The sequence below is a fragment of the Methylobacterium tarhaniae genome, from assembly GCF_001043955.1.
Taxonomy (GTDB): domain Bacteria; phylum Pseudomonadota; class Alphaproteobacteria; order Rhizobiales; family Beijerinckiaceae; genus Methylobacterium; species Methylobacterium tarhaniae.
Window position 1 is genome coordinate 1 of record NZ_LABZ01000242.1, and the last position, 20,231, is coordinate 20,231.

General features: G+C 73.0%; 19 protein-coding genes, 1 pseudogene and 1 riboswitch. Of the genes and pseudogenes, 5 read left to right on the forward strand and 15 right to left on the reverse strand.

The window, feature by feature from the left end; translation table 11 throughout:
- The 7 genes and pseudogenes from VQ03_RS26880 to VQ03_RS26910 all read right to left on the reverse strand — a co-directional run.
- Positions 1 to 621, reverse strand: a pseudogene (locus tag VQ03_RS26880) (precorrin-3B synthase); the annotation flags it as partial.
- Between the two features lie 11 nt (positions 622 to 632).
- On the reverse strand, positions 633 to 3,899 hold the full coding sequence (gene cobN, locus VQ03_RS26885; RefSeq protein WP_048453987.1) for a cobaltochelatase subunit CobN: 3,267 nt from the start codon (positions 3,897 to 3,899) through the stop codon (positions 633 to 635).
- 6 nt (positions 3,900 to 3,905) lie between these two features.
- Entirely contained in the window at positions 3,906 to 4,496 is a 591-nt protein-coding gene (locus tag VQ03_RS26890) for a Uma2 family endonuclease (protein ID WP_048453988.1), read from the reverse strand.
- Between the two features lie 296 nt (positions 4,497 to 4,792).
- Positions 4,793 to 5,827, reverse strand: coding sequence for a cobalamin biosynthesis protein CobW (gene cobW / locus VQ03_RS26895; RefSeq protein ID WP_048453989.1), 1,035 nt, complete (start codon positions 5,825 to 5,827; stop codon positions 4,793 to 4,795).
- Positions 5,824 to 6,216 (reverse strand): DUF1636 family protein, encoded by a 393-nt coding sequence (locus tag VQ03_RS26900; RefSeq protein WP_048453990.1) that lies wholly within the window; start codon positions 6,214 to 6,216, stop codon positions 5,824 to 5,826. Before VQ03_RS26900 ends, cobW begins: the two co-directional genes overlap by 4 nt.
- Positions 6,213 to 6,977 (reverse strand): CbtA family protein, encoded by a 765-nt coding sequence (locus VQ03_RS26905; protein ID WP_048453991.1) that lies wholly within the window; start codon positions 6,975 to 6,977, stop codon positions 6,213 to 6,215. Before VQ03_RS26905 ends, VQ03_RS26900 begins: the two co-directional genes overlap by 4 nt.
- 86 nt (positions 6,978 to 7,063) lie before the next feature.
- Positions 7,064 to 7,240 (reverse strand): CbtB domain-containing protein, encoded by a 177-nt coding sequence (locus VQ03_RS26910; protein ID WP_048454010.1) that lies wholly within the window; start codon positions 7,238 to 7,240, stop codon positions 7,064 to 7,066.
- Positions 7,241 to 7,271: 31 nt separating this feature from the next.
- A riboswitch (cobalamin riboswitch) is annotated at positions 7,272 to 7,473 on the reverse strand.
- 106 nt (positions 7,474 to 7,579) lie between these two features.
- Here VQ03_RS26910 and cobU point away from each other — a divergent pair.
- From cobU to VQ03_RS26925, 3 genes are all read left to right on the forward strand, one after another.
- Entirely contained in the window at positions 7,580 to 8,089 is a 510-nt protein-coding gene (gene cobU / locus VQ03_RS26915; RefSeq protein WP_048454011.1) for a bifunctional adenosylcobinamide kinase/adenosylcobinamide-phosphate guanylyltransferase, read from the forward strand.
- The gene (gene cobO / locus VQ03_RS26920; RefSeq protein WP_048453992.1) at positions 8,089 to 8,694 is read left to right on the forward strand and encodes a cob(I)yrinic acid a,c-diamide adenosyltransferase; all 606 of its coding nucleotides are present in this window, start codon (positions 8,089 to 8,091) and stop codon (positions 8,692 to 8,694) included. Before cobU ends, cobO begins: the two co-directional genes overlap by 1 nt.
- Before the next feature lie 183 nt (positions 8,695 to 8,877).
- Positions 8,878 to 9,663, forward strand: coding sequence for a prephenate dehydrogenase/arogenate dehydrogenase family protein (locus VQ03_RS26925; protein WP_048453993.1), 786 nt, complete (start codon positions 8,878 to 8,880; stop codon positions 9,661 to 9,663).
- A gap of 81 nt (positions 9,664 to 9,744) precedes the next feature.
- Here the strand turns inward: VQ03_RS26925 and tatC are convergent, their stop codons facing one another.
- The 8 genes from tatC to argS form a co-directional block, all read right to left on the reverse strand.
- A complete protein-coding gene (gene tatC / locus VQ03_RS26930; protein WP_048453994.1) occupies positions 9,745 to 10,548 on the reverse strand; it encodes a twin-arginine translocase subunit TatC in 804 nt (267 codons plus the stop codon).
- Positions 10,545 to 11,108, reverse strand: coding sequence for a Sec-independent protein translocase protein TatB (gene tatB / locus VQ03_RS32285; protein ID WP_083468241.1), 564 nt, complete (start codon positions 11,106 to 11,108; stop codon positions 10,545 to 10,547). The genes tatC and tatB overlap by 4 nt, the downstream gene beginning before the upstream one ends.
- Before the next feature lie 245 nt (positions 11,109 to 11,353).
- Positions 11,354 to 11,686 (reverse strand): twin-arginine translocase TatA/TatE family subunit, encoded by a 333-nt coding sequence (locus tag VQ03_RS26940; protein ID WP_048453995.1) that lies wholly within the window; start codon positions 11,684 to 11,686, stop codon positions 11,354 to 11,356.
- 196 nt (positions 11,687 to 11,882) lie between these two features.
- A complete protein-coding gene (gene scpB / locus VQ03_RS26945) occupies positions 11,883 to 12,539 on the reverse strand; it encodes an SMC-Scp complex subunit ScpB (RefSeq protein WP_245292207.1) in 657 nt (218 codons plus the stop codon).
- 5 nt (positions 12,540 to 12,544) lie between these two features.
- Positions 12,545 to 13,315 (reverse strand): segregation and condensation protein A, encoded by a 771-nt coding sequence (locus tag VQ03_RS26950; protein ID WP_048454013.1) that lies wholly within the window; start codon positions 13,313 to 13,315, stop codon positions 12,545 to 12,547.
- Position 13,316: 1 nt separating this feature from the next.
- Positions 13,317 to 14,327: a beta-N-acetylhexosaminidase gene (gene nagZ, locus VQ03_RS26955; RefSeq protein WP_048453997.1), complete on the reverse strand. Its 1,011-nt coding sequence runs from the start codon at positions 14,325 to 14,327 to the stop codon at positions 13,317 to 13,319.
- A gap of 209 nt (positions 14,328 to 14,536) precedes the next feature.
- Complete coding sequence (locus VQ03_RS26960; RefSeq protein ID WP_048453998.1) at positions 14,537 to 15,943, reverse strand: SPOR domain-containing protein; 1,407 nt, start codon at positions 15,941 to 15,943, stop codon at positions 14,537 to 14,539.
- A gap of 182 nt (positions 15,944 to 16,125) precedes the next feature.
- Positions 16,126 to 17,883, reverse strand: coding sequence for an arginine--tRNA ligase (argS, locus tag VQ03_RS26965; protein ID WP_048453999.1), 1,758 nt, complete (start codon positions 17,881 to 17,883; stop codon positions 16,126 to 16,128).
- A gap of 213 nt (positions 17,884 to 18,096) precedes the next feature.
- Here argS and serS point away from each other — a divergent pair, with 213 nt between their 5' ends.
- A complete protein-coding gene (gene serS, locus VQ03_RS26970; RefSeq protein ID WP_048454000.1) occupies positions 18,097 to 19,413 on the forward strand; it encodes a serine--tRNA ligase in 1,317 nt (438 codons plus the stop codon).
- A complete protein-coding gene (gene surE, locus VQ03_RS26975; protein ID WP_048454001.1) occupies positions 19,413 to 20,174 on the forward strand; it encodes a 5'/3'-nucleotidase SurE in 762 nt (253 codons plus the stop codon). Before serS ends, surE begins: the two co-directional genes overlap by 1 nt.
- Positions 20,175 to 20,231 lie beyond the last annotated feature (57 nt).

Sequence of the window (20,231 nt, forward strand, 5' to 3'; positions counted from 1 at the left end):
GCGCAGGGTGGCGAGGGCCGTGGGGGCGGGGGTCGGCGCGAGCCAGAGCGGGCCGGACGGCGTTGCGAGGGCGAGTTGGAGCGTGGGCGGCGCTTGCTCTCTCTGATCGAGAGGGCTGCTCAGAACAGCGTCGATCCCGCGGGTTTCATCAGCGTCGGACGATTCCGGTATGACCCGTATCAAAAAATCCGCCTCGACCGGCCCGAGCCCTCCGCGGTCGTCGTCCACCGCCACCAGGGTCTTGGCCGGGAGCCCGGGCACCTCGCGGCCGATCGCCTCGACGGCCGCGACGACGGCGAGGCAATGCGCCCCGGCGAGCGGCGCGCTGAGCGTCAGCCTTTGCGGACCGCCGTCGTGACGCACGTCACCGAGGCCCGCTTCGCCCAGGATCGCGGCGACGCGCCCGTGGCTCTCCGCCGTCACCCCGCGGATCTGGAGGTTGCCCCGGGCCGTCACGTCGAGGAGGCCATTGCCGCCCTCCCGCGCCGCCCGGGCCGCCGCGCGCACCTGAGCGGCCGTGAGCCGTCCGGCGACCGGGTGCAGGCGCACCAGCAGGCCGTCGCCGGTGGGCATCGGCCGGGCAAGGCCCGGGCACCAGCCACGACGAGGGGCAGGGTTCACGGGAGCCGAACTCATTCGGCGGCCTCGCGGGAGTCGAGGGCGGCGAGGGAGTTGCGCCGGCTGCGCCACAGGCCGCGGTCGCGCAATTCCGTGAAGCGGTCGCGGAGCGCCTGGGCGACCCCCGGATTGGCCGCCTCGATCGACGCCAGCACGTCCGCGTCGCCGAGATAGGCATCGTAGAGCCGGTCGATCTCGGCATCCGCGACCGCGTCGGTGGCGGCGGCCATGACGAACACCGCATCCAACCCCTGCGCCATTTCCTGCGCGCCGCGCCAGCCGTGGCGCAGCTGCGCGGCGATCCAGCGCGGATGGGCGAGGCGGCCGCGCACCAGCCGGGCGACGTCCTCTCGGGCGGTGCGGGCCCGGGGCGCCTCCGGGCGGCTGGTGTCGAGGCTGTAGAGCACGGGGGCGGCGCCGAGGGCGGCGGCGGCGGCGGAAAAGCCCCCCATCGCGTCGGCGCCCGCATCGCCGTCGAGGAGGTCGCGTTCGGCGACGTCGAAGGCGTGCAGATAGGCATCCGCCGCCGCGACCCGGGCGGCGAAATCGGCATCGTCGGCCCCCGTCGCCTCCGCGGTGGCGTCGAGATAGGCCCGGGCGAGGTCGCCGCGCCCGCTCCACGCGCCGTCGAGGGCGAGCGCCGCGGTGCCGGCGCCGTAGCGGCCGGCTGCCGCCCCGAAGACCCGGGCCGGCGCCTCGCCCCGGCGGCGGGCGGCGGCCAGCGGGTTGTCGGCGTCGTCCTCCTCGCGGGAGGCGACCGCCCGGGCGGCCCGGTCGAGGAGCGCCAGGGTGTCCGGGAAGGTGTCGCGGAAGGCGCCGGAGACCCGGACCGTCACGTCGATCCGCGGCCGGTCGAGGAGGGCCAGCGGCAGCACCTCGAAGCCGGTCACCCGGGTCGAGGCGTGGTCCCAGATCGGGCGCACGCCCATCAGGGCGAGTGCCTGCGCCACGTCCTCGCCGCCGGTGCGCAGGGTGGGCGAGGCCCAGAGATCCATGACGAGACGGGCCGGATACTCGCCCTCGTCCTGGAGGTAGCGCCGCACCACTTCCGCCGCGGCCTTCTCGCCGAGCATCGCGGCGGCCCGGGTCGGCAGGGCGCGGGGATCGAGGGTCGCGAGGTTGCGCCCCGTCGGCAGCACGTCGGCCCGGCCGCGGGCCGGCGAGCCGGCGGGGCCCGGCGGCACGAACCGGCCGTCGAGGGCGGCGAGCAGGCCCGCCCGTTCGGCCGGACCGCATTCGCGATGGGGCTCCGGGCCGGTGCCGAAGACGTGCAGCCCGTCGCGCATCGTCACCTCGGCGAGGTCGCACAGATGCGCGTCGAGGGCGGCGAGCGCGTCCGGCATCGCCGTGCCGCGATCGATCCCGGCGGCGGCGAGGAGCCCCGCATCCTCGGCCCGTTCCAGGATCCCGCGGGCGATCAAGGTCGCCCGGCGCGGATCGAGGACCGTGGCGGCGGAGTATTCCTCCACCAGTTCGCGCAGGGTGGCGGCCTCCGGGTCGAGGCCGGCGGCAGCCGTCTCCGGCGGCAGGTGCCCGATCGTGACGGCGCCGATCCGGCGCTTGGCCGGCGCCGCCTCGCCGGGATCGTCGACGATGAACGGATAGATCACCGGCAGGGCGCCGACGGCCAGCGCCGGCCAGCAGGCGGGGGAGAGCGCCACCGCCTTGCCGGGCAGCCACTCGGTGGTGCCGTGGGTGCCGAGATGGATCAGGGCGTCGCTCCCCTCCCGCAAGGCGAGGTGGAAGGCGAGATAGGCGTGGCACGGGACCGCGTCGGGATCGTGGTAGCCCGCCTTGCGGTCGCCCTTGTGGCCACGGTCGGGCTGGAGCGCCACCAGCACCCGGCCCGCCCGCACGGCCCGGAAGCGGAACGCGCCGTCCGCGAAAGCCGGATCGTCGGCGGGCTCGCCCCACTCGGCGAATAGCGCCGCGCGGGCCGCCTCCGGCAGCCGGGCGCGCCAGGCCTCGTAGGCCGCGAGCGGCACCGCGAGGCTCGGGGTCTCCTCGGTGAGGCGGCGCATCAGGGCGTCCGGCGCCGGGATGTCCGACACCGCATAGCCCTCGACCGCCAGGAGATCGAGGATGGCGCGCGCGCTCGCCGGGGTGTCGAGCCCGACGGCGAAGCCGGCCCGACCGCCCCGGGCCGGGTAGTCGGACAGGACCAGGGCGAGCCTGCGCCTTGCCCGCGGGGTGGCCGCGAGGCGGGCCCAGGCGGCAGCCCGGTCGGCGGTGGCCGCGACCCCGGCGAAATCCGGCACCGCCCGACGCTCGCGGAACCCCTCGACCTCCGGCGCCTCTTCCTTGTGGGAGACGGGGAAGCCCGAGAGCCGCCCGTCGAATTCCGGCAGCGCCACCTGCATGGCGAGGTCGGCGGCGCCCAGGCCCCGCGCCGAAGCCGCCCAGGCCTCGCGGCCCGCGCCCACCGTGAAGGCCTGGATCACCGGGCAATCCGCCGCATCGAGGACGAAGCCGGCCTCGTCGCGGGCCGCGAAGGCGGTCGTGGCGACGATCACGGCGGGGCGCTGGTCCGCGATCACCTCGCGCAAGACGGCCACCGCCTCGGGGTCCTTCAGGCTCGCCACTGCCACGATGGTGGCGGCGAGGCCCCGTTCCCACAAGGCCGCCGCGAGGGCGGCGGCCGGCGCGGTGTCGCCACCGAGGATCGCCGAGCGGTAGACGAGCACGAGGGCACGGGGCAGGGGCGAGGCGGCGCCCGGGTGTTTGCGGGGGCCACAACCCGGGCACCAGACGAAGCCCCGCGGCAGTGCCCGGGGCGGCGGCGCCGCGACCGGGCGGCCGAGTTCGGCGGCGATCCGCGAAAGGAGCCCGCGCAGGTTGTCGAGACCGCCGGCGCGGAAATACCCGTCGAGGGCTTCGCGCAGGCCCGGCGCCACCGTCGAGATGGCGGCGAGGCGGGGATCCGGCCGGTCGCATCCCGGCAGCACCGCGAGGGGAATGCCGTTGGTCCGGCAGGTCTCGGCCAGCCGTTCGAGCCCGTAGCGCCAGTAATCGAGCCCGCCGAGGCAGCGCACCAGCACGAACCGGGCCCGGGCGATCACCGCATCGGCGTAGAGGTCGACGGAGAGCGGGTGGCGCAGCTGTGCCAGCTTGGCGAGGCGCAGGCTCGGCCATTCGCCGGGGAGCGACGCATAGGCCTGGCCGAGGCCGGCAAGGTCGGAATCGGTGAAGGACAGGGCGACGATGTCGCCGGGCGCCTGGCCCAGATCGACCGCCGCCTCGCCCTCGTCGAGGGAGACCGTATCGACGCGCAGGAGATGCATCGCCCTTCAGCCCCCCGAGACCAGGCGGGGCCGGGCCGGGAACGCGATGCCGTCATAGACATCGGTCAGCGCCAGGCTCATGCCGAGTTCCGGCAGGTCAATCGTCTGGTCGAGTCCGGCGACGAGGCGGCGCTGCCAAGCGCCGTCGGCATCCCGCCGCCACAAGGCGATCTCGGGAGCGTTCGGCTCGACCAGCAGGACCACCGCGAGGCTCGCGACCGTCTTGTACTCCTCGAGCTTGTCGAAAGCGTCGAAGTCGCGGGTCGAGGGAGACAGCACCTCGGCGACCAGGCGTGGCTTCGCCGCCGTCAGGCCGTTCGGATCGCGCGAGCCGCAATCCACGCCGAGATCGGGCCGGCGGATCTGGCCCGGCAGGGTCTCGACGCTGCCATCCCCGGTGAAGGGCCGGCACGGCGTGCCGCGCAGCCATGTCCGGAACTCCGCTACGAGGTTGACCACGATGTCGTCATGGACATTGCGCGCGCCGGCCATCATTCGGACCGGCACCCCGCCGACCAGCTCGTAGCGCTCGTCCTGGCGCTCCTGCCAGGCGAAGAATTCCTGCACGCTCCAGCGCCGCGGCGCGGGCTCCGACATGCGATGCCCTCCCGGGCTGGTGTGTCTGTGGCTGTCGGCCGTGATCTTGAACGTAAAGCGTCCAACGCCCGGTTCAAAATCGAGCGCGGGATCCCCTCTCCCGGATGGGAGAGGGGTAGGGCGATCGAAGATCGCGCAGGGTGGCGCGCTTCAGTTTATAGCGCCGAGCGTGATGCTGGCAGCACGACGTGCAGCGTTCGACTCAGAACCGTAGCGCCCTCACCCCCGATCCCTCTCCCGTGCGGGAGAGGAGAGGGAGCGCGATCCCTCGGCGTCGGCGAGATCGGACACCGCCGTCAGCCCTTCAGCGCCGCCGCCACCGCCTCCTTGTCGAAGCCGGACAGCCCGATCACCACCAGCGTCCCGTCCCGGTGCTCGCCCGGGCGCCAGGGGCGGTCGTAATGGTGGGCGACGCGGCGGCCGACGCCCTGGACGACGAGGCGCATCGGCTTGTCGGCGACGGCGCAGAAGCCCTTGATCCGCAGCACGCCCGCCACCTCGGCGGCCTTCGCCACCCGGGCGGCCAGATCCTCGGGCGAGCCCGCCGCCGTCACCGGCAGCGCCACGCTCTCGAAATCGTCGTGGTCGTGGTCTTCCTCGGTCTCGTGGTGCGACGGGCGAGACGCGAGGTCGTCCTCGGCGGCCGCGTTGAGGCCGAGCAGCACGCGGGGATCGAGGGCGCCATGCGCCGTCTCGACGAGCTTGACGGCCCGCGGCAGGTGCGCCTCCACCTCGGCGCGGACGCGCGCCCGCTCGCCCTCGTCGAGGAGGTCGGACTTGTTCATCACCACGAGGTCGGCGCAGAGGAGCTGGTCCTCGAACACCTCTTCGAGCGGGTTCTCGTGCTCGACGCTGGCATCGGCCGCGCGCTGCGCGGCCAGCGCCTCCGGATCGTCCGCGAAGGCGCCCGACGCCACCGCCGGACCATCCACCACCGCCACCACGCCGTCGACGGTGACCCGCGAGCGGATCGCCGGCCAGTTGAAGGCCTGGACGAGCGGCTTCGGCAGGGCGAGGCCGGAGGTCTCGATCAGGATGTGCTCCGGCGGCTCCGGCCGGTCGAGGAGCTTGTTGAGCGCCGGCACGAAATCATCGGCGACGGTGCAGCAGATGCAGCCGTTCGGCAGTTCTACCACCGCGTCGGCGTCGCAGCCCGGGATGCCGCACTCGGCGAGCAGCGACCCGTCGAAGCCGACATCGCCGAACTCGTTGACGATGATGGCGAGCCGCCGGCCGTCATTGTGCTCGACCGCGTGGCGCACCAGCGTCGTCTTGCCGGCGCCGAGGAAGCCGGTGACGATGGTGCAGGGGATCTTGTTCAGGAGGGTCATGCGGTCACCGGCGCGGGAGGGATGCGGGCGACGACCCCTTTACGGAACTCCTGCGGACGCTCGCGCCAGGGCACGATGCCATCCGGGGTCCCGGCATAGAGGCCGATGCCGTCGAGGATGATGTCGGCGGAGATCGCCGGGTCGAGGTCACCGTAGATGTAGGTCCAGCGGCCGGGGCTCGCGACCGCCACCGTGCAGGGCCGCTTGCAGACCGAGAGGCATTCCACCGGCTCGATCCGCACCGGAAGCTCCGGGCGGGCCGCGAGGGCAAGGCTGAGCGCGTCGTGCAGGCGGGCTCCGGCACGGGGTCCGTCCGCCGGATCGGCGGCGGCGCGGCAGGTGGTGCAGACGTAGAGGGTGCAGATCCCGGAGGGGAGGGGCGCGCTCACGCGGCCACCTCGCTGCGGCGGGTCGCGCCCTTCGTGCCGGCCACCGCTTCCCAGGCCCAGCCGAAGGCGAGGCCGAGCACCGCCCAGAAGGCAAAGCCGATGGCCAGCGACCGGGCGGCGAACTGCGCCGCGTAGACCGGTGGCATGGCGGAAATCTCCTCCGGTCCGTGCGGGGCGCCCCAGACATGCGGCGCGACGATGAGGGCGAGGCCCAGGGCGATCGCGACCGGGCCGCGGCGGATCGCCACCAGGTAGAGGCCGACGGCCGTGGCGAGCGCGGTGGCCACCCACCAGAGCTGGCGCGATTCGAGGGCGGCGGCGGCGATGCCGGGCAGTTCCGGCGGCAGACCGACGGCCGGCGCGAGGCTGGCGGCGAGGAAGCCGCCGATGCCGAAGCGCAGTGCCTCGGACGGCGTCACCGCGCGGCCGGTCGCGACCAGCACGGCGCCGAGCAGCAGCGCGTAGCCGACGCCGCTCACCAGGGTGGCGAGGGCCGTGAAGGCGAGACGCGGCAGGCCGGGGGCCGGTTGCCATTGCGGCTCGCCGCCATGGTCGTGACCGGCGGAACCGTGCCCCGAATGGGCCAGCACGATGAGCGGGTTGGCGAAGGCGTGGCGGGTGGCGGGCGCGACGGCCTCGGCCGTCTCGTACTTTTCGGCCGCCAGGATCAGCGGCGAGGTGAGGGCGAATTGAAGCACCGAGGCCACGCATGCGGCCAGGAAGCCGGCGACCAGGGCCGCGGCGAGCAGACGTTTCGTCATGGGGATGTCACCTGCACGACCAAAGGGCCGCGGGCCCGCGCCCGGTCAGGGCACAGGCCGCGCGGCCTGGACGGGTTCGGCCCTGGTCAGTGGCAGGGGAAGTTGGCGGAGTGGCGCCAGTCGTGCGCGGCGTTGTGCAGGGCGACCACGGGCGCGAAGCCGGAGACGAACAGCAGCCCGACGCCGAGGGTGGCGGCGAGGAGGACGGCGCTCAGGCGCTCGCTGACGAGGGCGGGAGAGAGGGACCGGGTGATCGCGACCATGACGAACTCCTGCCGCCCCACCGGCGGCGTCGAGAGGAAAGGGGTGACGGCAGGTCTCCTGGCTCGCGGCCTCATGCCGGACCACCGCCTTCCCGGATCGCTCCAGTGGCCGATGGCGGACCGTGTTCGACCGCTCACAGTTGCGGGGGCAGCCGCGGCCCGCCGGAAGACGTCCCGGTTTCCGCGTTCCCTTTTCACCTCGTTCCCGAGGCACCGTCGCGGCGACCCTAGCGAGTCGCCGGCGGGCTTGCAATCGGCGCAAGGCCCCGCGACACCTCCGGCCCCGAGATTTCCTCCACGGAGAGCAGAGTGCCGGACTCGATTCGCGGCGCCCCGCGCCTGACCCTGGTGCTGGGCGGCGCCCGCTCGGGCAAGAGCCGCTACGCCGAAAGCCTGATCGAGGCGCGGCCCGGCCCCTGGCGCTACGTCGCGACGGCGCAAGCCTGGGACGACGAGATGCGCGAGCGCATCGCCCACCACCGCGCCCGCCGTGCCCCGCCCTGGGAGACGGTCGATGCGCCGCGCGACCTGCCGGCGGTGATCCGTCAGGCGCCGGCCGGCCGGCCGGTCCTGGTCGATTGCCTGACCCTGTGGCTGACCAACGCGATGCTGGACGAGGCGGCCGACCTCGCGGCGGAGACGGACGCGTTGGTGGAGGCCTGCCGGTCGGCCGCCGGGCCGCTGGTGCTGGTCTCGAACGAGGTCGGTTTCGGCATCGTGCCGGAGAACGCGCTGGCCCGCCGGTTCCGTGACGAGGCCGGGCGCCTTCATCAACGCCTCGCCACCACCGCCGACCGAGTGGTCCTGGTGGTGGCGGGCCTGCCGGTGACCATCAAGGGAGACGCATGATGAGCGACGACGAGGCGGCGCGCCACCGCGCCAAGATGGAGAAGCGCAAGGCGGTGCAGGATGCCGAGGTGGCGGGCAAGACCATCGAGAAGGGCCTGCTCGTCGTCCATACCGGCCCCGGCAAGGGCAAGTCGACCGCCGCCTTCGGACTGATGCTGCGCGCCCTGGGCCGCGGCTGGCGGGTCGGGGTGGTGCAGTACATCAAGGGCGCCTGGGAGACCGGCGAGCGCTTCGCCCTGGAGCGCTTCGGCGATCAGGTCGCGTGGCACACGATGGGGGAGGGCTTCACCTGGGAGACCCAGGACCGCGAGCGCGACGTGGCGGCGGCCCGTGCCGCCTGGACCCAGACCGAGGCGCTGATGGCCGATCCGACCATCCGGCTCCTGATCCTCGACGAACTCAACATCGCGCTGCGCTACGACTACCTGCCGCTGGCGGAGGTGGTGGAGGCGTTGGGCCGGCGCCGGCCGGACCTGCACGTCGTGGTGACGGGCCGCAACGCCAAGCCGGAGCTGATCGCCGCCGCCGACCTCGTCACCGAGATGGGCCAGATCAAGCACCACTTCGCCGCCGGGGTGAAGGCACAGGAGGGCATCGAGTTCTGATTGACGCTCCCGACCGGATCGGCGTACAGGCTCGGCCATGACCAGCACCCTCCTGTCCGGACTCTATTACGCGCCGCTCACGTAAGCAGCGGAGTGCTCGTCATCTCTCAACCGCTGCGACGTGTCGGCGGTTGAGGCTTCGCAGATAGGGCCCGCCGACCTCGCCTTACTCCGAGGTCTCCCGTGCCGTCCTCCCCCGTCCCGCTTCCCGCCCTCGGCCTGATCGGCTTCGGCGCCTTCGGCCGCCTCGTCGCCCAGCATCTGGCGTCGCTTTTCTCGCTCCGCGTCCACGACCCGTTCGCGCCCGATTCCGCCTTCGCGGCGGCCGGCATCGAGCGCTGCGACCTCGACGTGGCCGCCGCCTGCCCGGTGGTGATCCTGGCGACCCCCGTCTCGACCCTCGCCTCGGTGGTGCGCGACATCGCCCCCCACCTGAGTCCGGGCGCTCTCGTCCTCGATGTCGGCTCTGTGAAGGTGCGGCCGGCGGAGATCATGCGGGCCGGCCTGCCGGCGGGGATCGACATCGTCGCCACCCATCCGCTGTTCGGGCCGCAGAGCGCGCGGGAGGGCCTGCGCGGCCTCAAGATCGCGGTCTGCCCAGTCCGCGGCGGCCGCGCCCGCCGGGTCGGCGCCTTCCTGCGCCACGCGCTCGGGCTGACCGTGATCCTGACCACGCCGGAGGCGCATGACCGCGAGGCGGCGGCGGTGCAGGGGCTGACGCACCTGATCGCCAAGGTGCTGGTGGCGATGGAGCCGCTGCCGACCCGGATGACGACCCGCAGCTTCGATCTGGTGATGCAGGCGGTCGGCATGGTCCGGCACGACGCGCCGGAGGTCTACCACGCCATCGAGCGCGAGAACCCTTTCGCGGCGGAGGTCAGGCGGCGGTTCTTCGACCTGGCGGCGCAGATGGACGGGGAACTGGGGGAGAGTGCCGGCTTCGAAGGGAAAACTCGGCTCAGGGCCTGATGCCATCCGCCCGTGCCATCCCGGTGCCGCGCAGCGGAAACCGGGACGACACGGAGGTGACCAGCAAGCAGCAGGACGATTTCAGTCCCCCGCCGCCTCTTCCGCCGCCCGGGCGCGCTCGCGGCGCTTCTCCATGGCGCGCACCGAGAACACCGAGGCCTCGTAGAGGAGCAGCATCGGGATCGCGAGGGAGAGCTGGCTGATCACGTCCGGCGGGGTCAGCACCGCGGCGGCGACGAAGACCAGCACGATCGCGTAGCGCCGGCGCTCCTTCAGGAACTTCGAATCGATCAGCCCGATCTGGCCGAGAAGGGTCAGGATCACCGGCAGCTGGAACGCGATCCCGAAGGCGAAGATCAGCGTCATGATGAGCGAGAGGTACTCGTCCACCTTCGGCAGAAGCTCGATCGTCGCCTCGCCGGGCTGACCGATCTGCTGCAGGCTGACCGAGAACTTGATCAGCAGCGGCATCGCCAGGAAGTAGACGACGAGGGCGCCGAGCACGAAGAAGACCGGCGTGGCGACGAGGTAGGGCAGGAAGGCCCGGCGCTCGTTGCGGTACAGGCCCGGCGCCACGAAGGCGTAGAGCTGGGTCGCGACGACCGGGAAGGACAGGAAGCCGGCGCCGAACACGCTGAGCTTGATGTTGGTGAAGACCTGCTCGAGGAAGTGGGTCGCGATCAGCCGCGCCTTGTCGGCCCCCACCACGCTCACATAGGGGTGGACGAGGATGTTGTAGATGTGCTGCGCGAAGAAGAAGCAGACAAAGAACATCACCCCGAAGGCGAGCAGCGACTTGATCAGCCGCGAGCGCAGCTCGATCAGGTGCTCGATCAGGGGTGCGCGCGAGGCCTCGATCTCGGCTTCATCGGCCTCGGTGATCATGCAGTGTGGCCCGTGCTGGCGGTGTCGTGGGACGTCGAGGACTGAGCGGCGCGGGCCGCATCGGCCTTGAGCTGCGCGGTCGCGGCCGCGAGGGCCGAGACCGAGGGCTTCTCGGCCGCGGGCTCGGAGGTCTGGTAGGCCGGCGGGGCGGCGGGATCGAAAGCCGGGGGCGCAGCGGAGGACACGTCCGAGGCCAGGGGGTCGGCCGCGAGGTGGGGCGTGGCCGAGGATTCCGCGCCCGGCAAGGCCAGGGTCGCGGGCTTCGGCACGCCGTCGACGGCGCCCTTGATCTCGTTGCGGATGGTCTGGACCGGGTTGAAGCCGGTCGTCGTCGCGGAGGAGACGCTGCGGTTGAGGCCTTCGACCTCGCGGCGGACGTCGTCGAGATCCGCCTCGCGCATCGCCTCGCTGAACTGGCTCTGGAACTCGCCGGCCATACGCTTGAGGCGGGCGGTGACCTGGCCGACGGTGCGCAGGGCCTTGGGCAGGTCCTTGGGGCCGATGACAACGAGGGCGACGCCGCCGATCAGCATCACCTCGCCCCAACTCATATCGAACATGGCGTGACGGCCCTGCCTACTCGCGCGGCGCGACTCTTGTACTCACGCGGCGCGGCTCTCGAGCGGGCGCCTCGCGCGGGCTGTCTAGCACGTCGGCGCGGGCGCGCCAGTCGCGTCGAGCACGTCCCGATCGAAGCGCATGACGCCTCGGATGGCCTGACACCCGGACGCCGCATCGCCCGCGCAGGAGACGGACCGGAGGTCGCGCGCTCCCGGGCGGCGACGCGCGCCCGCGGACGGGTCGCTCAGCCGACCTTGCGGTCGACGTTCGGCTCGGTGCCGAGGGGCGGCATCTGGGCGGTCGGCACATGGGCCGGCTGCGCGGGCGCCGGCTGCGCGACCGGGGGGGAGACCTGGACCGGGGGCACCTGGACCGGGGGCACCTGGACCGGGGGAACTTGGGCGTGAGGCACCTGGGCCGTCGTCGTCGGGGCCTGATCCTCGTCGGCCATGCCCTTCTTGAAGGCCTTGATGCCCTTGGCGACGTCACCCATCAGCTCGGACACCTTGCCGCGCCCGAACAGCAGCATGACGATCACGCCGACGACGATCCAGTGCCAGATACTCGCGCCGCCCATGGTTCTCTCCTGCGCAGCGTCAGCTTCGCTGCGGCACTCTCGCGGGTCGTCGTGCGACGTCCCAAACCTCTGATCCCGCAGGCTCATCGTCGCCGGAGGGCGGCCCGAGCGCATGCGGTGCGGCCGGAACGTAAGGACGCCAAGAGGCGAAAACAAGCGTTTCCTGGGGCCTGGCCGCATTGCCCCACCCGGGAATTCAGTCCGCCGCGGCGTCGCCCGGGGCCAGGGAGTCCGCGATGGGATCCTCGTCGGCCTGCGCCTCGTCGCCCGGCTGCGGCACCCGGAAGCCGGCCGGCAGGCGGCCCTCGATCAGGCCGAGGCCCTTCAGCTCGTCGAGGCCCGGCAGGTCGGAGACGGCATCGAGGCCGAAATGATCGAGGAAGGCCGGCGTGGTCCCATACGTCACCGGGCGCCCCGGCGTGCGGCGCCGGCCGCGCAGCCGCACCCAGCCGGTCTCGAGCAGCAGGTCGAGGGAGCCCTTCGAGGTGGTGACGCCGCGGATCTCCTCGATCTCGGCCCGGGTCACCGGCTGGTGGTAGGCGACGATGGCCAGCGTCTCGAGGGCCGCCCGCGACAGCTTGCGCGGCTCCGGGAGGCCGCCCCGCAGGACGGGGGCGAGGTCCGGCGCGGTGCGGAAGGCGTAGCCGCCGGCGATCCGGGCGAGGGTGAGGCCCCGGGCGGCGTAGGCACGGGCGATCTCGGCGAGCACGGCCGGCACGTCGGTCCCGGGCGGCAGCCGGACGGCGAGGTCGGCCGCGGTGAGGGGCGAGGGGGCGCAGAAGATCAGAGCCTCGGCGAGGCGGACGGCCTCGGACGGGGGAGGCGGCTCGGGCAGGCGGGGAGCTTTCGCCACGCGGTTCACGGGCCGGCGGCGCGGATCTGGATCGGCGCGAAGGGACGCTCCTGTCGCAGCAGGATCTGGCCCTCGCGGGCGAGTTCCAGCACCGCCGAGAGCGAGGAGGCGCGCACGGTAGCGCGACGCTTCGGGTCGGCGAGGTACTGGCCGAGATAGGAATCGAGGTCGGCCCAGTCGTCCCGCGGGCCGATCAGCCGCTCCAGGGCGTTCCGTGCATCGACGAGGGACCACACGCTGCGCGGCGGCAGCGTCACCTGCGCCCGGGCCCGCTCCTGGCGCTGGCGGGCATAGGCCGCGATCAGGTCGTGCAGGGTGACGGCGAAGGAGCCCGGGGCGGAGACGGCGGGCTCGGGAGGCAGGGCGCCGCGCGCGAAGACGTCGCGCCCGAGCTGGGCCCGCTCGGAGAGCATCAGGGCGGCGGCACGGATCGCCTCGAGGCGGCGCAGCCGCAGGGCCAGGGCCTCGGCGAGGTCGCCGGCGGCGGGCTCGGGGCCGCGGGGCGGCGCCGGCAACAGCAGGCGCGACTTCAGGTAGGCGAGCCAGGCGGCCATCACGAGGTAATCCGCCGCCAGCTCCAGCCGCAGGCGGCGCGCCTCCTCGATGAAGGCGAGGTATTGCTCGACCAGCGCCAGGATCGAGATGCGGGTGAGGTCGACCTTCTGGCGCCGCGCCAGTTCCAGCAGCAGGTCGAGCGGCCCCTCGAAGCCGTCCACATCGACCACGAAGGCCGCGCCGCAGGCAGCCTCCGCGGCCTCCGCGAAGTCGTCCGCCATCTCAGGCCGCGGCGGCGAGCCCGGCATCGAGGCGGGCGCGGGCCTCGGCGGGGTCGAAGGCCTGGGCGGCGGGCTTCAGCCGGGCGAGGGCGGCGTCGGCCCGGCGCAGGGCCTCGCCGGCGAGGGCGGGAGCGGCCGCGACCACCTCCTCCATCTCGGCCCGGACGCCGTTGCAGTGCAGGCCGATGTCGCAGCCGGCCCGGAACGCGGCGGCGGCGCGCTCGCGGAAGGTGCCGGAGAGGGCGTTCATCGACAGGTCGTCGGTCATCAGGAGACCGTCGAAGCCGATGCGGTCGCGCACGATCTCGCGGATGATCGTCGTCGAGGTGGTGGCCGGGCTCTCGGGATCGAGGGCGCGGAAGACCACGTGGGCCGACATCGCCATCGGCAGGTCGGCGAGGGCCCGGAAGGGCCGGAAGTCGTGCGCCGCGAGCTCGTCCAGGCCCGCCTCCACCACCGGCAGGGCGAAGTGGCTGTCGGCGCCGGCGCGGCCATGGCCGGGCATGTGCTTCATCACCGGCAGCACGCCGCCGGCCATCAGCCCCTCGGCCACCGCCCGGCCGAAGGCCGCGACGACGGCCGGATCGGTGCCGTAGGCCCGGTCGCCGATGACGTCGTGGGCGCCCGGCACCGGCACGTCGAGGACCGGCGCGCAATCGACGTTGATGCCGACCTGGGCGAGGTCATGCGCCATCAGGCGGGCACCGAGGCCGGCGAGGGCCGGCCCGCCCTCGGGGCCGCCGGCCCGCAGATAGGCGCGGCCGGACGGGTAGGCCTGCCAGTGCGGCCGCGTCATGCGCTGCACCCGGCCGCCCTCCTGGTCGATCAGGATCGGGGCGTCGGGCCGGCCGAGCGTCTCGCGCAGGGCCGCCGTCAGGGCACGGACCTGCTCCGGATTCTCGACGTTGCGCTTGAACAGGATGAAGCCCCAGGGCCGCACCTCGCGGAAGAACGCAGCCTCCTCGGGGCTCAGGGTCGGGCCGGCGCAGCCGAGGATCAGGGCGAGGGTCATCGACGGCGGCTCTCGTCGGTTCGAAGGGAATGATCGCGCGCTCCCGCCCGGCGCCGCAAGGTGATCCCATGCGGGCGCCGATGATCGGGAATCGCAAGCGGAGAGAACGGAGAATTGAGGCGATTCGCCGGCCCGTGGCTGTCGGCAAGAAGCCACAGCCGCCGGGTTTCCGGGGGGCCGGTCCGCCCGGCCGGTTGCAATCCGCCCTGCTAGTTCTTGGCGACGAAGCAGGCGGCGCCCGCGGCCTTGAGCTTGCCGCACAGGCCGTCGGCGCTCTCCTTCGACATCGGCCCGACGCGGACGCGATAGATCGACTTGCCGTTGACCTCGGCCTGCCGGATCAGCGGCGACTGGCCGCCGAGCACGGCGCCGTAGCGTTCCTGGGCCTGCTTGAACGCGACCTCGGCCTCCTTCTCGGTGGCGCGCACCGAGAGCTGCACCGAGAAACCGCCGACCGGGGCCTGGGGCGTCGGCACCGCCTGGGTGGTGGTCGGCGCCTCGGCGGAGGCCACGCGCTGGACCGGCTTCGGCCGCGGCGATTCGGCGACCGGCGCCGGGGGCTCGACGGCCGGCGTCTGGGCGGCGGGCGCGGCCGGGACGGCCCGCGGCGCGCGCGGCGTGACCGGCGCCGGGGTCGAGCCGGTCGCCTCGGTCGGCAGGGTCATGGTCGGGATCGGCGAGGCCGCGGCCTGCTGCTGGGCCGCCTGCTGCGCCGCCCGCTGGGCCTCGGCCGGCGAGGGCTCGGGCCGCACCGAGACGGTGCGCACCCGGCGCGGCTCGCCGAGGGATTCGGTCAGGGCGTTGCCCGGGGTGGCGGGCGACGCGGACGCGCCGGCCTCCGCCGCCAGCGAGCGCGCCGCCTGCTTCACGTCGAGGGGCTGCTCCTCGCGGTTGACGATGCGGATCTGCCCGTCCTTGGCGCTGGTGGTGGTGCCGCGCTCGTAGATCTGCTTGTTCTGGTCCGGAATCTCGACGCCGCCGGCATTCTGCGGCGCCACCTTGAGCGGCGCCTGGTCGGCCATCACCAGGATCGGCGCGCCGGAGCGGTTGTGATGGAACGCCTTCCAGGTCAGCGCCCCGCCGACGGAGGCCGCCACGATGCCGAGCGCCGTGCCCACCAGGGCGATGCGCCGGCGGCCCCGCGGCCGCGGTTCCGGGCCCGGCTCGGGCGCCGCCTCGTCGGCCACAGGGCCCGCCTCGGCGACGGTCTCGCGCTCGACCGCGGCGAGATACTGGTTGAAGGCGGCGGCCGGCGTGTGCGCCTGGGCCGGGGATCCCATGGTCGGCTCGCTGCGGGAGGCGGACAGGCCGGCTTCGGGCGCGGGTGCCTCGCCGTAGCTCGGCAGCACCGGCTCGACGCGGCCCCGCGCCTCGGTGCGGTGCGCCTCCTTGGCCTCCTTGGCTTCGAGCAGGGCGCGGAACGGATCGTCCTGGCCGACGATGCGGGCGAGCTCGGCGAGGGGATCGGGCCGCGCGCCAGGGCGGGCCGGGTCTTGGCGGGCCGAGACTTGGCGAGCCGGGTCCTGGCGAGCCTGCTCCGGGCGGGCGGGAGCCGGCTGCCGATCCTGCTCGTAGCCGTCGTAGTCGACGGGAACCCGGGAAGCATTCGTCGTCATGGCAGCACCATCCTGTTCGCCCTCGCGTCACCTCACCGCGCATCGGGCCCGGCTCGGCGGCACCGGCCGCCGAGCCCGATATGGGAAGGGCGGCCGTCAGATCCCATCGCTCGCGTCCCGCCGCGGCGGCGCCTCACGGCGCCCCGCGACGTCCGGTCGCGCTCCGATCCCGACGCGAAGCCTCAGCGCATCTCGTCGGGCGCACCGACGCCGAGGATCCCGAGATTGGACGCGACCACGCCCTTGAGGGCAGCGACGAGGGCCAGCCTCGCCTCGGTGGACTTTCGGTCGGTTTGATTAACAAACCGTAATTGCGGCAAGTCTTTGCCCTTGTTCCAGAAACTATGGAACGCGCTGGCCAGCTCGTAGAGGTGGAAGGCGAGGCGATGCGGCTCGTGGGCGGCGGCCGCCGCCTCGATGACCCGGGGCACCTGGGCGATCAGGCGCATCATCTCGAATTCGCCCGGATCGGTCAGGCCCGACAGGTCGGCCCCGGCAAGCGCCGCCGGCGACAGGTCGAGATCGGGGAACGCCTCCCGGGCCTGGCGGAACACCGAGGCCGCGCGGGCATGCGCGTACTGGACGTAGAAGACCGGGTTGTCCTTCGACTGCTCCACAACCTTGGCGAGGTCGAAATCGAGCGTCGCGTCGTTCTTCCGGTACAGCATCATGAAGCGCACCGGGTCGCGCCCGACCTCGTCGATCACCTCGCGCAGGGTGACGAACTCGCCCGCCCGCTTCGACATCTTCACCGGCTCGCCGCCGCGCAGCAGCCGCACGAGCTGGCACAGCTTGACGTCGAGGGCGGCCTTCCCGTCCGAGACCGCCTTCACCGCCGCCTGCATGCGCTTGACGTAGCCACCATGGTCGGCGCCGAGCACGTCGATCAGCTCGACGGCGCCGCGCTCGACCTTGGACCGGTGATAGGCGATGTCGGAGGCGAAGTAGGTGAAGCTGCCGTCGGATTTCAGGAGCGGCCGGTCGATGTCGTCGCCGAAGGCGGTGGCGCGGAACAGGGTCTGCTCCCGGTCCTCCCAATCCTCCGGCAGCTGGCCCTTGGGCGGGGGCAGGCGGCCCTCGTAGACGAGGCCCTTGGCGCGCAGATCCGCGATCAGCGCCGCGACCGCGCCGCCGTTGCCGCCGCTCTGCAGGGTGCGCTCGGAGAAGAACACGTCGTGGTGGATGCCGATGGCCGCCAGGTCCTCGCGGATCCGATCCATCATCCGGTCGATGGCGAAGTCGCGCACCAGGGGCAGCCACTCGGCTTCCGGCTTGGCGAGGAGCGCGTCGCCGTACTGGGCCTTCAGCGCCTCGCCGACGGGCTTGAGGTAATCGCCCGGATAGAGGCCGTCGGGAATCGTCACCGTCTCGCCGAGCGCCTCGCGGTAGCGCAGGAAAGCCGAGCGGGCGAGCACGTCGACCTGGGCGCCGGCATCGTTGATGTAATATTCGCGCGTCACGTCGCGGCCGGCGGCGACGAGGAGGTTGGCCAGCGCGTCGCCGAACACCGCGCCGCGGCCGTGGCCGACATGCATCGGCCCGGTCGGGTTGGCCGAGACGTACTCGACATTGACACCGCCCGGGGCGGGGGCGCCGCGCCCGTAGGCCTCGCCCTCGCGCAGGACCGCCCGCACCACCTCACCGTAGATCGCCGGATCGAGCCGCAGGTTGATGAAGCCCGGCCCGGCGACGCTCGCCTCGGTCACGCGGGGATCCTGGCGCAGCTCCGCCGCCAGCGCCTCGGCCAGGGCCTTCGGATTGGTGCGCGCCTCCTTCGCCAGCACCAGGGCGGCGTTGGTGGCGAGGTCGCCGTGGCTCGGGTCGCGCGGCGGCTCGACCACCACGCGGGCGCGGTCCAGCCCATCCGGCAGGGTGCCGGCGCGGGTGAGCGTCTCGAGCGCCTCGCCGATGCGGGCCTCGAAGGCGGCGAAGATGTTCATGCGTTGACCAGTTCTGCAAAGTTCGGGCCGGAGGCGGGCCTGCCGCACTCAGGCGCGGGGCTCTTCTCACGCCGGGGCGGGCGGCTGCAAGCGGGGCGGTTCGGGCGCGGCGCCCGCTCCTCCCTTGTCGCCGCCGGGCCGATGCTGCAAAGCGTCCTGGCGTCACCGGCCGGAGCGCCTGTCCGGCCCCATGAGAACGATTCGGACCGCGCCATGCACGACATCCGGGCCATCCGCGACAACCCGGCCGCCTTCGACAAGGGCCTGACGAGCCGCGGGCTGGAGCCTCTCTCGGCCGAGCTGATCGGCCTCGACGATGCCCGCAAGTCGGCGATCTCGGCGGCTCAAGGAGCGCAGGAGCGGCGCAACGCCCTCTCGAAGGAGATCGGCGCGGCCAAGAAGGCGAAGGACGAGGCCCGGGCGCAAGAACTGATGGCCGAGGTCGCCCGGCTGAAGGAAGAGGCGCCCTCCCTCGACGCGGCCGCCGACGCGGCGGGCAAGGCCCTGACCGAGCGCCTCGCGGCGATCCCCAACATCCCGGGCCCCGACGTGCCGGAGGGCCGCGACGAGCACGACAACGTCGAGAGGAGCCGCTTCGAGGGCCGCGGCCTGTCGCAGGAGGGCCGCCAGCATTTCGAGCTCGGCGAGGCCATGGGCCTGATGGATTTCGAGACCGCGGCGAAGCTCTCGGGCTCGCGCTTCGTGGTGCTGAAGGGTCAGATCGCCCGGCTGGAGCGGGCGCTCGGCCAGTTCATGCTCGACCTGCACACGGGCGAGCACGGCTATACCGAGGTGGTGCCGCCGCTGCTCGTGCGCGACGAGGCGATGTTCGGCACGGCGCAGCTGCCGAAGTTCCGCGACGACCAGTTCGCCGCGGTCCAGGGCTCGCCCGAGATGGCGCAGGAGAGCGGCGCGCCGAACCGCTGGCTGATCCCGACGGCCGAGGTCCCGCTGACGAACCTCGTGCGCGAATCGATCCTCGCCGAGGACGAGCTGCCCCTGCGCTTCACCGCGCTCACCCCCTGCTTCCGGGCCGAGGCCGGGGCGGCGGGGCGCGACACCCGCGGCATGCTGCGCCAGCACCAGTTCAGCAAGGTGGAACTCGTCTCGATCACCGCGCCGGAGCGCTCGGCCGAGGAGCACGAGCGGATGCTGGCCTGCGCCGAGGCCGTGCTGAAACGCCTCGACATCCCGTTCCGGGTCGTCACGCTCTGCACCGGCGACATGGGCTTCGCCTCGGCCAAGACCTACGACATCGAGGCCTGGCTGCCGGGCCAGAAGACCTATCGGGAAATCTCGTCCTGCTCGGTCTGCGGCGACTTCCAGGCCCGCCGGATGGAGGCGCGCTACCGCCCGAAGGAGGGCAAGGGCCTGTCCTACGTCCACACCCTCAACGGCTCGGGCGTGGCGGTCGGCCGCGCGCTCATCGCCGTGATGGAGAATTACCAGAACCCCGACGGCAGCATCACGATCCCGTCGGCTCTCGCGCCCTATATGGGCGGGCTCAACAGAATCGAAGGACAGCGCTGATGCGCATTCTCGTCACCAACGACGACGGCATCCACGCGCCGGGCCTGCGCTGCCTGGAGGAGATCGCCCGGGAACTCTCGGACGACGTCTGGATCGTCGCGCCGGAGACCGACCAGAGCGGCGTGTCGCATTCGCTGTCGCTCAATGATCCACTGCGCCTGCGCCAGGCCGGCGAGAAGCGCTATGCGGTGAAGGGGACGCCCTCCGACTGCATCATCATGGGCATCCGCCACATCCTGAAGGATCACGGGCCCGACCTCGTGCTGTCCGGCGTCAATCGCGGCCAGAACGTCGCCGAGGACGTGACCTATTCGGGCACCATCGCGGGCGCCATGGAGGCGACGATCCTCGGCGTGAAGGCGATCGCCCTGAGCCAGGCCTACGGCATCGGCGGGCGGGCCAACGTGAAGTGGCAGACCGCCGCCGCGCACGGCCCCTCCGTGGTGCGGCGCATCCTGGATGTCGGGATCGAGCCCGGCATCCTGGTGAACGTCAACTTCCCCGATTGCGAGCCCGAGGACGTCAAGGGCATCGCGGTGGCGGCGCAGGGCGTGCGCAACCAGGCGCTCCTCTCCATCGACGAGCGGGTCGACGGACGCGGCAACCCGTATTTCTGGCTCGCCTTCGCCAAGGCGCGGTTCGAGCCGGGCCACGGCACCGACCTGAAGGCGATCGCCGAGGGCCGTATCTCGGTGACCCCGCTGCGCCTCGACCTCACCGACGAGCCGACGCTGACGCGCTTCGCCCAGGCCCTCGCGTGAGCCAGGATCACGAAGGCCAGGATCACGAAGGCCACGATCACGAGGGCCGGGACGGCG